This is a genomic window from Enterobacter sp. ZOR0014, from assembly GCF_000798855.1.
GTDB lineage: Bacteria > Pseudomonadota > Gammaproteobacteria > Enterobacterales > Enterobacteriaceae > Enterobacter > Enterobacter kobei.
The window spans coordinates 24,108-37,900 of the sequence record NZ_JTLF01000089.1; the positions used below are offsets into that span (position 1 = coordinate 24,108).

Below are 13,793 nucleotides of genomic sequence, written 5' to 3' on the forward strand. Positions count from 1 at the left end.
GTGGAGAAATAAAGGAGATAGTGTAAATTATCATGCGCTTTTCCCTGCGCTTGCCTCTTTACCGTTATTTACCCGTTAACGGCGCAGGTACCGGGAACGTCACGCAGACCAGCGTGCCGCCGTTTTGCGGTTGCGAAAAGTGCAGCATGCCTCCGAGTCGTTGTGCGCGCTCACGCATAATGTTCAGTCCGTAGTGTCCGGGCGGTTCGCTTGCCTCGCCAATCCCGATGCCGTTGTCGCGAATGCTGACGCTGTGCGTGCCATCCACCGCCGTTACGCAGCTAACGGTAATTTCGCTGGCCTGGGCGTGCTTAATCGCATTCAGAACGGCTTCCCGGACGATCTGCAATAAATGCACCTGTTTCTGGGCGTCAAGCGCCAGGGAGGAGAGACGACAGTCGAGGTGCAGCCTGGCCTGTGTCTGGCTCTGCAGGGCATCGAGAGACTCCTGCAGCGCTGCGGGTAAATTCGCATGATTTAACGTCAGCCGGAAGGTCGTCAGCAGCTCGCGCAGCTGCTGCCAGGCGTTGTTCAGCTCGCGGGAGAAGTCGGTGATGATAGTTTGCGCGGGAGCATTATCCGCTGGCACCGCGCGTTTAAGCAGGGCAAGCTGGATCCGCAGATAAGACAGCACCTGCGCCAGCGAATCGTGCAGTTCCCGGGCGATGGTGGCGCGTTCTTCCATCAGCAGCAGCTGCTGGTAATGCTTTTGCGCCTGGTTAAAGTACAGCCCGCGCCCGAGCATGGTCGCCACGCTTCTCATCAGCGGGAGGGGAACGCTGTCCGTCTCGCTTTGCCAGCGCAGTTCACCGTAAAGGGTGTCCTGCATCAGTACCGGCAGATTTTGCATCGGGATGCTGCCCGACGCGGTCCCTTCACACAGTCGCCAGTCGTCGCTGGTGCGGAGTTCCAGGTAATTCATCTGAGTGTATTCATGGACAATCTGCAATATGTGCCGAAAACAATGGCTGTCTATCTGCCCCGTATTCAACGCCTGGGAGCATTTAAACAGCATGTCGAGCTGCTGGTGGGCTTCGTGCAAATGTCGCGTCTTTTCCGCCACGGAAGCTTCAAGCGACCGATAAAGGGTGTGTAGCTCCCCCGACATATGGTTGAAAGCGCGGGAAAGTTGGCCCAGCTCGTTGGGTAGGGCGGTATCCGGCGCAGGCGTCGTAAATTCACCTCGCTCAATCCGCTCGCTGGCCGCCACCAGATTATTCAGCGGTAATACGACCTGGCGGCGGATACGCCGCAGGGTAAACAGCGTCAGCAGCAGGATCCCGAGGGCGCCAGCCAGAGAGAGGAGGGTCACTGTCTGGATTTTATGTTCACTGTAATGCTGGAGGGCGAGCACAAAGGCATCAATGCGGCCGACAAAATCCTCAATATGCGCGGCATACCATGCGCTGTCACCGCGGGCGATGTGCTTATCCATTTCCAGCCAGGCAAACTGCAGTTGCTGGTAGCGCGTTTTGACATTGCCCGGAACGTACCAGCGGTTCAGCTTTTGCAGGGAAGGTGCGCTCAATGTCTGCCGCCAGTTCTCACGATGCGCCATAAGGGAAGGGCTGTTACGCTGCATCTCGTAGCCGAGACGATAGCTCTGCATGCGCAGTGAACCCGCAACGTTGATGGCTTCAGCGTCGCGCTGGCTGCTGGCAAGCGTCAGTAGCGCGACGCTGCTGGTCAGCACGGAGAGAACAATTATCGAAAAGAAAGCCCAGGCAAGGCTTCCGGAAACGGGTCGCTTAACGGTCACAGAACGGCTCTCTGGGAGAAATAATCAGACGTTTCGGGCAGGTGTACATTGCCTGATAACGCAGTGATGAGTAAACACTTTATTCATACGTACAGTAAGGTTATTGCGCCTGGCGCAACCGGAAACATCATCCAGCGAGAAACGCGCCGTCTGAACCCACGGGCGACAAAGCGAGCGTCACGGCGTAGTATAAACAGACTCATTTTGCCGTGGAGCCCGTATGTCCCTGAACATTACCGTTATCAAAGACAAAATCCTTTCTGAAAATTACTTTGTCCTGCGTAACATCACTTACGATTTAACCCGTAAGAACGGGGACGTTATTCGCCATAAACGCGAAGTCTACGACCGGGGCAATGGCGCTACCATTCTGCTGTATAACCGCGAAAAGCAAAGCGTGGTATTGATTCGTCAGTTTCGGGTGGCGACATGGGTCAATGGCAACGCGGACGGGCGCCTGATTGAAACCTGCGCCGGTCTGCTTGATGACGATGAGCCGGAAGTCTGTATTCGCAAAGAAGCCATAGAAGAAACGGGTTTTGAGGTGGGTGCGGTACAAAAAGTCTTTGAGCTTTTCATGTCTCCAGGCGGGGTGACCGAGCTGGTCCACTTCTTCGTTGCGGAATACACCGATGCTCAGCGTACTCACCGCGGCGGCGGGGTCGAGGATGAAGATATTGAAGTGCTTGAAATGCCCTTCGCTCAGGCGCTGGAAATGGTGAAAAGCGGCGAGATACGCGACGGTAAAGCGGTGATCCTGCTGCAGTATCTGCAAACCAGCGGCGTGATGAACGCCGCGCAGGTCCGGTGATAAGTTATATTTCAGATAAATCTATCCGATAAATCCGATTGAGCCCGCCCGTCCAGGGCACGAAGATACGCCCCAGATTGACCTTTTCGTTTCCGGGGCTGTGCCATTCATGCGCTACTGCGTTTTGCTTCTCTTCTTTTTTTGCGTGCTACCCGCACCTCTGGTGTGGGCTGCACCTGCGCAGCAGTCTTTCTCTGACTGGCAGGTCACCTGCAATAACCAGAATTTTTGCGTTGCCCGAAATACCGGTGAACACCGCGGGCTGGTGATGACGCTGAGCCGTAGCGCTGGGGCAAAAACGGACGCCAGCCTGCGTATCGATCTCGGCGGGCTTTCGGCTCCTCCGGTAAAAGAGCCTGACATCGCCCCCCGACTGCTGCTCGACGACGTTCCCTTAAAACTCAATGCCCAGCACTGGCAGTTAACGCCCTGGCATCTCAAGACTGACGATACGGGTACCCTCACCACGTTTCTGAAAACGATTCAGGAAGGACAGAGGCTGACCCTGCGCGGAGGGAAGCAGACGATCTCTCTGGTCGGACTGAAAGCGGCGCTGCTGTTTATCGACGCTCAGCAAAAGCGCGTGGGCAGCGAAACAGCATGGATTAAAAAAGGAGATAGCCCGCCGCTGAGCGTGCCTCCAGCTCCGGCATTAAAAAAGGTGGCCGTGGTGAACCCCACGCCAACGCCACTCTCCCACGCTGAACTGAACGATCTGCTGGATTACGGCACCTGGCGGATGAACAACAGCCAGTGCTCGCTGGATCCTAACCGCCGCGAAGTGCGCGTCACTGCTTTAACGGATGATAAAGCGCTGCTGATCGTCAGCTGCGAGGCGGGGGCTTACAATACGGTCGATCTGGCGTGGCTGGTATCGCGTAAAAAACCGTTCACCGCGCGCAGCGTCAGGCTGCGTCTACCGTTTACCCCGTCCAGTCAGAGTAGCGATATGGAACTGATGAACGCCAGCTTCGATGAAAAAGCACGCGAGCTGACGACGCTCGCACTGGGGCGTGGGATCGGTGATTGTGGGATCCAGACGCGCTGGCGTTTCGACGGCCAGCGCTTCCGCCTGGTGCGGTATGCGGAAGAGCCAAGCTGCGATAACTGGAACGGGCCGGACGCCTGGCCCACGCTGTGGATCACGCGGTAGTCCGGCTTACGATTTGATGGTGTTGTAGGCCGGGTAAGGCGTAGCCGCCACCCGGCAACGAAGACCGCACTAAAGCACACTCAACGCCTTCTCCACCACGTTCTCAACGGTAAAGCCGAAGTACGGGAACAGCTTGTCGGCAGGGGCGGACTCACCGTAGCCCCGCATACCGACAATCGCCCCTTTCAACCCCACATACTTATACCAGTAGTCGGCAATTCCCGCTTCCACCGCCACGCGCGCCGCGACGCTGGAGGGGAGCACCGATTCACGGTATGCCTCGTCCTGGGCATCAAAGATATCCGTTGAAGGCAGGGAAACGACGCGCACCGCGTGACCTTCGGCAGTCAGTTTCTCCGCCGCTTTCACCGTAATTTCCACCTCAGAACCCGTGGCAATCAGGATCACGTCCGGTTTGCCGCCGCTGTCCTTCAGGATGTACCCGCCGCGGGCGATATTTTTCACCTGCTCCGGGGTGCGCTCAATCTGCGCCAGGTTTTGACGCGACAGGATCAGCGCCGTCGGGCCGTTATGGCGCTCAACCGCCAGCTTCCAGCCCACTGCCGCTTCGACCTGATCGCACGGACGCCATGTGCTGAAGTTTGGCGTTAAGCGCAGGCTCGCCAGCTGTTCCACCGCCTGGTGCGTCGGGCCATCTTCACCCAGCCCGATAGAGTCGTGGGTGTAGACCATGATCTGCCGGGCCTTCATCAGCGCCGCCATGCGCGCTGCGTTACGGGCGTACTCAACGAACATCAGGAAGGTGGCGGTGTAGGGCACGAAGCCGCCGTGATGGGCGATACCGTTGGCAATGGCGGTCATCCCGAACTCGCGCACGCCGTAGTGGATATAGTTTCCGGCGATGTCCTCTTTCAGCGATTTCGAGCCCGACCAGATGGTCAGGTTACTCGGCGCCAGATCCGCCGAGCCGCCGAGCAGTTCGGGCAGGATAGGGCCGATGGCATTCAGGGTGTTTTGCGACGCCTTACGGGTGGCGATTTTCGCCGGGTTAGACTGCAGGTTTTCAATCAGTGCCTGGGTTTTATCGTCCCAGTCTTCCGGCAGTCCACCGCTCATGCGGCGGGAAAACTCAGCCGCCAGTTCCGGGTATGCTTTTTTGTAGGCGGCAAATTTTTCGTTCCAGGCATGCTGGGCTTTTTCACCCGTTTCGCGCGCATCCCATGCCTTGTAGATCTCTTTCGGGATCTCAAACGGCGGGTATTTCCAGCCCAGTTTCTGTCGGGTCAGTGCCACCTCTTCTTCGCCGAGCGCCGCGCCGTGCGCTTCTTCTTTGCCTGCTTTGTTTGGTGAGCCAAAGCCGATGACCGTACGGCAGATAATCAGGGACGGTTTGTCCTTCACGCTCTGCGCTTCCTGAATCGCTTTTTTCACCGCTTCAGGATCGTGGCCGTCGATCTCATGCACGACGTGCCAGTGATAGGCTTCGAAGCGTTTCGCCGTGTCGTCGGTGAACCAGCCCTCGGTTTCCCCGTCAATGGAGATGCCGTTGTGGTCGTAAAAGCCGATCAGCTTGCCGAGCTCCAGCGTGCCCGCCAGCGAGCAGACTTCATGCGAAATCCCCTCCATCAGGCAACCGTCACCCATAAACACGTACGTGTAGTGATCGACAATCTCGTGGTCCGGCTGGTTAAACTGTGCCGCCAGCGTGCGTTCGGCAATCGCGAGTCCGACGGCGTTGGCCAGCCCCTGACCCAGCGGTCCGGTGGTGGTTTCGACACCCGGCGTATAGCCGATTTCCGGGTGACCCGGGGTTTTCGAATGCAGCTGGCGGAAATTCTTCAGCTCCTCAAGCGGCAGATCATAGCCGGACAGGTGCAGCAGGCTGTAGAGCAGCATCGAGGCGTGGCCGTTAGACAGAATAAAGCGGTCACGATCGTACCAGGCAGGATCGTTGGGGTTGTGCTTCAGGAAGTCGTTCCACAACACTTCGGCAATATCAGCCATGCCCATGGGGGCGCCAGGGTGGCCGGAATTGGCTTTCTGCACGGCATCCATGCTGAGGGCGCGGATGGCATTGGCGAGCTCTTTACGGGACATAGTTCACTCCATGGCAAGGTTAAAGTTTGGCGGCGAGTAGGTCTTCAAGTTTGCGCTGGTCGACGGCGAACAGGCGGATGCCTTCCGCCAGTTTATCCACGGCCATCGCGTCCTGATTGTGCTCCCAGCGGAACTCGGCTTCGGTCATGGCCTTCGGTTTCGGCAGGACGGTGGAGGTTGGCACCAGTTTGCGGATCACCGTCTCTTCTTTGTCCTGTAATTCTTTAAGCAGGTTAGGGGAGATGGTCAGGCGATCGCAGCCTGCCAGGGCGAGGATCTGCTCGGTACGGCGGAAGCTGGCCCCCATCACGATGGTTTCATAGCGGTGCTGTTTGTAGTAGTCGTAGATATTTCGCACTGACTTCACGCCCGGATCTTCCTCGACTACGTACGGGTCCATGGGCTGTTTCGCCTGATACCAGTCGTAGATGCGCCCGACAAACGGCGAGACGAGGAACACGCCCGCTTCAGCACAGGCGCGTGCCTGTGCAAACGAGAACAGCAGCGTCAGGTTGCAGTGGATCCCCTCTTTTTCGAGCACCTCTGCCGCGCGGATACCTTCCCACGTCGACGCGAGCTTGATCAGAATGCGTGACGTATCAATTCCCTGCTCCTGGTAGAGTTCAACCAGACGACGCGCTTTCGTAATACTCTTTTCTTTATCGAACGAGAGGCGGGCGTCCACTTCGGTCGAGACGCGTCCTGGAATGCTTTTCAGAATTTCTGCACCAAAATTAACCGCCAGTTTGTCGCTGGCTTCGGCAACCTGTTGCTCCTGCGTTTTGCCGCGCTTCTTGCCGTAAGCAATCGCGTCATCAATCAGATGGCTAAAATGGGCAAGCCCTGCCGCTTTCAGAAGCAGGGAAGGGTTGGTGGTCGCGTCCTCCGGCTGATAGTGGCGAATCGACTCGATATCGCCGCTGTCCGCAACCACGGTGGTGAATTGTTTGATGCCGTCTAGCTGGTTCATAAATCATTACTCCTTGGAAATAAAAGAGTTAGATGAGTGCGTTAGTTCACACTTCTGAGAAAATCATGATGGACTTAACAAAAAAGCATAGCAGATGGGGGAGGCATTGCTTTTGAGACGGGTAACATGGCTGTTATAAATTGATAACAATTTTTAATGTGTGATGGTGAGAGTTTGGCAGCCTTCAAAGTTTATGCGCTGTCCTGAGGCGATACTAGGCGGTACACCAGGGTGTGCATCAGGATCGCAAACGTCACCCTTTTGACCGATACGTGAAAGGAAAAATAAGATGGATGAGCAGTTGAAACAGAGTGCCCTCGATTTTCACGAGTTCCCCGTTCCGGGCAAAATCCAGGTTTCCCCAACCAAGCCGCTGGCGACTCAGCGCGATCTGGCTCTTGCCTACTCACCGGGCGTGGCGGCACCGTGTCTGGAAATCGAAAAAGATCCGCTGGCGGCCTATAAGTACACCGCGCGCGGTAACCTGGTCGCGGTGATCTCTAACGGTACGGCGGTACTCGGCCTTGGCAACATTGGTGCGCTGGCGGGTAAGCCGGTGATGGAAGGGAAGGGCGTTCTGTTCAAGAAATTCGCCGGTATCGACGTGTTCGATATCGAAGTGGACGAGCTGGACCCGGATAAATTCATTAACGTCGTCGCCGCGCTGGAGCCAACCTTCGGCGGTATCAACCTGGAAGACATCAAAGCGCCGGAATGTTTCTATATCGAGCAGAAGCTGCGCGAGCGTATGAACATCCCCGTGTTCCATGACGACCAGCACGGTACGGCCATTATCAGCACCGCCGCCATTCTGAACGGCCTGCGCGTGGTCGAGAAAAATCTTTCCGACGTGCGTATGGTGGTCTCCGGCGCGGGCGCGGCGGCCATCGCCTGTATGAACCTGCTGGTGGCGCTGGGGATGCAGAAACACAACATCGTGGTTTGCGATTCCAAAGGCGTGATCTACAAAGGCCGTGAGCCAAACATGGCGGAAACCAAAGCGGCGTATGCGGTGGACGATGACGGCAAACGCACGCTTGAGGACGTGATTGACGGTGCGGATATCTTCCTCGGCTGCTCGGGCCCGAAAGTGCTGACCCAGGAGATGGTGAAGAAGATGGCGCGTGCGCCAATGATCCTGGCCCTGGCGAACCCTGAACCGGAAATTCTGCCGCCGCTGGCGAAAGCGGTGCGTGAAGACGCCATTATCTGTACCGGCCGTTCGGACTACCCGAACCAGGTGAACAACGTGCTCTGCTTCCCGTTCATCTTCCGTGGCGCGCTGGACGTTGGCGCAACGGCGATCAACGAAGAGATGAAGCTGGCAGCGGTTCACGCCATCGCGGAACTGGCGCATGCCGAGCAGAGCGAAGTGGTGGCTTCTGCCTATGGCGATCAGGATCTGAGCTTCGGGCCTGACTACATCATCCCTAAACCGTTTGACCCGCGACTGATCGTGAAGATCGCGCCAGCGGTGGCCAAAGCGGCAATGGACTCCGGCGTAGCAACGCGTCCGATCCAGGACTTCGACGCTTACGTCGATAAACTCACCGAGTTCGTCTACAAAACCAACCTGTTTATGAAGCCAATTTTCTCTCAGGCCCGCGCGGACGCAAAACGCGTGGTGCTGGCGGAAGGGGAAGAGGCGCGCGTGCTGCATGCCACCCAGGAGCTGGTGAGCCTCGGGCTGGCGAAGCCGATCCTGATTGGTCGTCCGAGCGTGATCGAAATGCGCATTCAGAAACTGGGGCTGCAGATTAAGCCGGGTGTGGACTTTGAGATCGTCAATAACGAATCCGATCCGCGCTTTAAAGAGTACTGGAACGAATACTACGCGATCATGAAGCGTCGTGGGATCACCCAGGAGCAGGCGCAGCGGGCGGTGATCAGCAATACCACGGTGATCGGCGCGATTATGGTCCATCGCGGCGAAGCGGATGCGCTGATCTGCGGTACCATCGGCGATTACCACGAGCATTTCAGCGTGGTGCAGGAGATCTTCGGCTACCGCGAAGGGGTTCACGCCGCCGGAGCGATGAACGCGCTGCTGCTGCCAAGCGGGAACACGTTTATCGCCGATACCTACGTTAACGACGATCCAACCCCGGACGAGCTGGCGGAGATCACCGTGATGGCGGCAGAAACCGTGCGCCGCTTTGGTATTGAGCCGAAAGTGGCGCTGCTATCGCACTCTAACTTTGGTTCGTCTAAATCAGCGGCGGCGTGCAAAATGCGTCAGACGCTGGAGCTGGTGCGCGAGCGTGCGCCGGAGCTGATGATTGACGGAGAAATGCACGGCGATGCCGCGCTGGTGGAAAGCATCCGCAACGAGCGTATGCCGGACAGCCCGCTGAAAGGCTCGGCAAACATCCTGATTATGCCGAACGTGGAAGCGGCGCGTATCAGCTACAACCTGCTGCGCGTATCCAGCTCTGAAGGGGTGACCGTAGGGCCGGTACTGATGGGCGTGGCGAAACCGGTGCATGTATTAACGCCGATTGCCTCTGTGCGACGCATCGTGAACATGGTGGCGCTGGCGGTGGTTGAGGCGCAGACGCAGCCTCTGTAGCGGCGGTGCGTCGGGTGGCGCGTTCGCTTACCCGACCTACGGGTTAACCAGGCCGGATAAGCGCAGCGCCGTCCGGCAATTACACCCAGTCGCGTACTTTCAGAAACTCACTCAAGGCAGCCTCCGGGCTGCCTTCTTTTGGCTCGTAACAGTATTCCCAGCGTACCAGCGGCGGCATCGACATTAAAATCGACTCCGTGCGCCCGCCGGTCTGCAGGCCGAAGAGCGTCCCGCGATCCCACACCAGGTTAAACTCCACGTAGCGCCCGCGGCGATAAAGCTGGAATTCGCGCTCGCGCACGCCATAGTCGATATCTTTACGACGTTCGACAATGGGCAAATAGGCCTCAGTAAAGCCTTCGCCCACCGCGCGCATAAAGCTGAACGCGGTATCAAAATCGGGCGTGTTGAGATCGTCAAAGAACAGTCCACCGATGCCGCGCTGCTCGTCGCGGTGCTTCAGGTAAAAGTAGTCATCGCACCACTTTTTAAATTTCGGGTAGACGTCTTCGCCAAACGGCAGACAAAGGTCGCGCGCGGTGGTGTGCCAATGCACGGCGTCCTCTTCGAAACCGTAGTAGGGCGTTAAGTCGAAACCGCCGCCGAACCACCAGACCGGATCGGCCCCCGGTTTTTCAGCAATGAAAAAGCGTACGTTAGCGTGACTGGTCGGCACAAACGGATTATGCGGATGCACCACCAGCGAAACGCCCATCGCTTCAAAACTTCGGCCCGCCAGCTCAGGACGATGCGCTGTCGCAGAGGCGGGCATAGCGTCACCATGAACGTGGGAAAAATTCACCCCCGCCTGTTCAAAGATGCCACCATTTCGCAATACGCGGCTGCGGCCACCGCCGCCTGCCTCACGCTGCCAGTTATCCTCCTGAAATTCACCGCCGTCTGCGGCGGCCAGTTTCTGGCAAATCTCATCCTGCAGTTGCAGCAGGAACGTTTTGACCAGTTGAGCATTGGGTTTCATTAACGTTTCCTGGCGTGCGCTTTTTGGTTATCGAACCAGTTGAAGTAACTGATAATGCCGGAGGCGATGGCGTTAGCAATCTTCTGGCGAAACGCCGTGGTGCCGAGCAGCCGCTCTTCTTCCGGGTTGGTAATAAAAGATGTTTCCACAAGTACGGACGGAATTGAAGGTGACTTTAGCACCACAAACGCCGCCTGCTCGGTGCTTTTACTGTGCAAGCGGTGCACCGGCTTAATCCGTTTGAGGATATGCGAGCCGAGCGTCAGGCTATTTTTGATGGTGTCCGTCTGCACGAGGTCGAACAGCACCTGCTGTAACAGATGATCTTTGTCCGTGGCCTTCTTCCCGGCCACTTCATCCGCCCGGTTCTCACGGTCGGAGAGGTATTTTGCCATGGCGCTACTGGCCCCACGGTTGGACAGGGCAAACACCGACGCGCCCGCGGCTGACGGGTTGGTAAAGCCGTCAGCGTGAATCGACATAAACAGATCCGCGCCGTGTTGATGGGCGATCTCCACGCGGTCGTACAGCGGGATAAAGGTGTCGCCAGAGCGCGTCAGCCGGGCGTCAATGCCATTGCTGCGTAAAATTGCGCGCACGTTTTTTGCAATCGCCAGCACGACGTGTTTTTCTTTTGACCCGTTTTTGCCGATGGCGCCGGTATCAATCCCGCCGTGGCCCGGGTCCAGCATCACCAGACGCTTTGCGCCTGGCTTTTTGGTTTTGGGTTTACTGTGTCCGTTACTGGTTTTGAGCCTGCTCTCGTCTTTCGCCTGAGCCTGCTTTGCAATACCGGTTAACGTTAAGGCCGCCAGCCCCGCTTTGAGAACCTGACGACGCGATGTGAGTGCTTTTAATGGTTTGAATGTGCTCATGCGGCCTGAATACTAAAAAAAGGGGTCCTGGTGTTATATCGTATCGTGTTTCCCGTTACGACAGTCCTTATTGAGAATTGTTTTACTTTTCATTTCAATACGTGACAAAGTGACATTATGCCAAATTTTGGCGAGATTTTCCCCGGTTATTGGCTAAACGTCCCGTACGCGCCATAATCACTGTTTTTGAACCCGAAAAGGCGGTTAATACCATGGAGATACGCGTTTTTCGCCAGGAAGATTTCGAAGAGGTGATCACCCTTTGGGAGCGCTGCGATTTGCTGCGTCCGTGGAACGATCCGGAGATGGACATCGAACGGAAGGTGAATCACGACGTCAGTCTGTTTCTGGTCGCGGAAGTGAATGGCGAGGTTGTCGGCACCGTCATGGGCGGCTATGACGGCCATCGCGGCTCGGCTTATTATCTGGGGGTCCATCCGGAATACCGTGGGCGTGGCATCGCGAATGCGTTACTGAACCGGCTTGAGAAGAAGCTGATTGCTCGCGGCTGCCCGAAAATTCAGATCATGGTGCGGGAAGATAACGATGTGGTGCTGGGCATGTATGAACGTCTGGGCTATGAGCACGCTGACGTGCTGAATTTAGGTAAGCGCCTGATCGAAGATGAAGAGTACTGAGATCCACCCGGGAGACTATGACGCGCAGGGCCGCCTCAGGCTGCCTTTTTTATTCTGGTGCGTTCTGCTGCTGCAGGCGCGAACCTGGGTGCTGTTTGTGATGGCTGGCGCGTCGCGCGGGCAGGGCGACACGCTGCTGAATCTCTTCTATCCCGATCACGATGCCTTCTGGCTTGGCTTACTGCCTGGCGTACCGGCGATGGTGGCATTTTTATGCAGCGGCCGACGGCATGCGATCCCGCGTGTGTGGCGCGCGCTTCGCTGGCTGCTGATCATTGCCCAGACTGCGCTACTCTTTTGGCAGCCTGTACTCTGGTGGTACGGTGAACCGCTAACGGGTATCGGGATTGCGCTGGTGATCGCGGATATTGTGGCGTTGCTGTGGCTGCTGACAAATCCCCGGTTACGCGCCTGTTTTACGCAAGAGTCAGATTAGAACGGCACTTTTTACCGAAGTCGTACTCCAACAAGCGTTGATTTAACACGTAAGGACGTTTCAATGAAATCGCTGCGTTTACTTTTATGCGCTCTCCCGCTGGCATTAACCGGCTGTTCAACGCTCTCCTCCATCAACTGGTCCGCAGCCTATCCGTGGAACTGGTTTGGCGCGTCCACGGAAGTGACCGAGCAGGGCGTAGGAAAAATTACCGCATCAACCGCGCTCGATCAGGATGCCATTCAGGACGCCCTGAGCAGTGACTACCGCCTGCGTAGCGGCATGAAAACCGAGAATGGCAACATTGTGCGGTACTTTGAAGCGCTAAAAGGGGACAAACTGGCGCTGGTGATTAATGGCGATAAAGGCACTGTGAACCGTATTGCGGTGCTCGACGACGAAATCCCGACCGCCAGCGGTGTGAAAGTGGGTACGCCGTTTAGCGATCTGTATAAACAAGCCTTTGGCAACTGCACCAGCGCGCCTTCCGACGAGGGCGTCGCGGTGGAATGTAAGGCGGAAGGCAGCCAGCACATCAGCTATGTCTTCACCGGTACCTGGAGCGGTCCGGAGGGATTAATGCCGTCTGACGACACGCTGAAAAGCTGGAAAGTGAGCAAAATAGTCTGGAAGCAGTAATTTGCGCCTGAACAAACCGCCTCGCTGAAATCCGGGTATAATACCCGCCATCAATGCCACGCTGACGTGGCATCTTTATTTCAGGAGGAGCGATGTCTCAGGTTCAGAGTGGCATTTTGCCAGAACATTGCCGCGCGGCGATTTGGATCGAAGCCAATGTCAAAGGGGACGTGGATGCCCTGCGTGCGGCCAGTAAAGCGTTTGTTGATAAACTGGCGACTTTCCAGGCCAAATTCCCGGATGCCCATCTCGGCGCCGTTGTTGCTTTTGGCAATAACGTCTGGCGTCAGCTGAGCGGCGGCGAAGGGGCGGAAGAGCTGAAAGACTTTATCCCTTACGGTAAAGGTCTGGCTCCGGCCACCCAGTACGATCTGCTCATTCATATTCTCTCTCTGCGTCACGATGTTAACTTCTCCGTTGCCCAGGCCGCGGTGGCAGCGTTCGGCGACAGCATTGAGGTGCAGGAAGAAGTTCACGGTTTCCGTTGGGTAGAAGAGCGCGATCTGAGCGGCTTCGTCGACGGCACGGAAAACCCGGCGGGTGAAGAGACGCGTCGTGACGTGGCGGTCATCAAAGATGGCGTGGATGCGGGCGGCAGTTACGTGTTCGTGCAGCGCTGGGAGCATAACCTCAAGCAGCTTAACCGCATGAGCGTGCACGACCAGGAGATGATGATTGGTCGCACCAAAGAGGCGAACGAAGAGATCGACGGCGATGACCGTCCGGTGACCTCTCACCTGACCCGCGTTGACCTCAAAGAAGGGGGCAAAGGGCTGAAGATTGTTCGCCAGAGCCTGCCGTATGGCACCGCAAGCGGCACCCACGGTCTATACTTCTGCGCGTACTGCGCACGCCTGTATAACATCGAGCAGCAGTTGATGAGCATGTTCGGCGACACTGACGGCA

Annotated in this window: 12 protein-coding genes; 7 read left to right on the forward strand and 5 right to left on the reverse strand. The window is 56.9% G+C overall.

Going from position 1 to position 13,793, the window contains the following annotated elements:
* Positions 1-64 precede the first annotated feature (64 nt).
* Complete coding sequence (gene narQ / locus L977_RS04105) at positions 65-1,759, reverse strand: nitrate/nitrite two-component system sensor histidine kinase NarQ (protein ID WP_023331048.1); 1,695 nt, start codon at positions 1,757-1,759, stop codon at positions 65-67.
* Positions 1,760-1,979: 220 nt separating this feature from the next.
* On the opposite strand from narQ, the gene nudK reads away from it, so the two are divergent.
* Positions 1,980-2,570: a GDP-mannose pyrophosphatase NudK gene (gene nudK / locus L977_RS04110; protein WP_014884757.1), complete on the forward strand. Its 591-nt coding sequence runs from the start codon at positions 1,980-1,982 to the stop codon at positions 2,568-2,570.
* A 109-nt stretch (positions 2,571-2,679) separates the two neighbouring features.
* Positions 2,680-3,723, forward strand: coding sequence for a DUF1176 domain-containing protein (locus L977_RS04115; RefSeq protein ID WP_045281124.1), 1,044 nt, complete (start codon positions 2,680-2,682; stop codon positions 3,721-3,723).
* A gap of 69 nt (positions 3,724-3,792) precedes the next feature.
* Here the strand turns inward: L977_RS04115 and tkt are convergent, their stop codons facing one another.
* Together tkt and tal are read right to left on the reverse strand one after the other, a co-directional pair.
* A complete protein-coding gene (gene tkt, locus L977_RS04120; RefSeq protein WP_032635905.1) occupies positions 3,793-5,781 on the reverse strand; it encodes a transketolase in 1,989 nt (662 codons plus the stop codon).
* Positions 5,782-5,800: 19 nt separating this feature from the next.
* Entirely contained in the window at positions 5,801-6,751 is a 951-nt protein-coding gene (tal, locus tag L977_RS04125) for a transaldolase (protein WP_014884754.1), read from the reverse strand.
* 289 nt (positions 6,752-7,040) lie between these two features.
* Between tal and maeB the strand changes: the two genes are divergently transcribed.
* A complete protein-coding gene (gene maeB, locus L977_RS04130; RefSeq protein WP_014884753.1) occupies positions 7,041-9,320 on the forward strand; it encodes an NADP-dependent oxaloacetate-decarboxylating malate dehydrogenase in 2,280 nt (759 codons plus the stop codon).
* 79 nt (positions 9,321-9,399) lie between these two features.
* Here maeB and hemF read toward each other — a convergent pair whose 3' ends face one another.
* Together hemF and amiA are read right to left on the reverse strand one after the other, a co-directional pair.
* Positions 9,400-10,299, reverse strand: a complete 900-nt coding sequence (hemF, locus tag L977_RS04135; RefSeq protein WP_014884752.1) for an oxygen-dependent coproporphyrinogen oxidase — start codon at positions 10,297-10,299, stop codon at positions 9,400-9,402.
* Positions 10,299-11,174 carry an N-acetylmuramoyl-L-alanine amidase AmiA gene (gene amiA, locus L977_RS04140; protein WP_047624907.1) on the reverse strand — a complete coding sequence of 292 codons (876 nt, stop codon included), beginning with the start codon at positions 11,172-11,174 and terminating at the stop codon, positions 10,299-10,301. Before amiA ends, hemF begins: the two co-directional genes overlap by 1 nt.
* A 212-nt stretch (positions 11,175-11,386) precedes the next feature.
* Between amiA and L977_RS04145 the strand changes: the two genes are divergently transcribed.
* The 4 genes from L977_RS04145 to L977_RS04160 form a co-directional block, all read left to right on the forward strand.
* Complete coding sequence (locus L977_RS04145; RefSeq protein ID WP_047624910.1) at positions 11,387-11,812, forward strand: GNAT family acetyltransferase; 426 nt, start codon at positions 11,387-11,389, stop codon at positions 11,810-11,812.
* Positions 11,799-12,248, forward strand: a complete 450-nt coding sequence (locus L977_RS04150; protein WP_047624913.1) for a DUF2919 domain-containing protein — start codon at positions 11,799-11,801, stop codon at positions 12,246-12,248. Before L977_RS04145 ends, L977_RS04150 begins: the two co-directional genes overlap by 14 nt.
* 63 nt (positions 12,249-12,311) lie before the next feature.
* Positions 12,312-12,887, forward strand: a complete 576-nt coding sequence (locus tag L977_RS04155; protein WP_014884748.1) for an RpoE-regulated lipoprotein — start codon at positions 12,312-12,314, stop codon at positions 12,885-12,887.
* A gap of 92 nt (positions 12,888-12,979) precedes the next feature.
* Positions 12,980-13,793 (forward strand): Dyp-type peroxidase (locus L977_RS04160; RefSeq protein WP_047624915.1); only part of this gene is annotated, 814 nt, incomplete at its 3' end.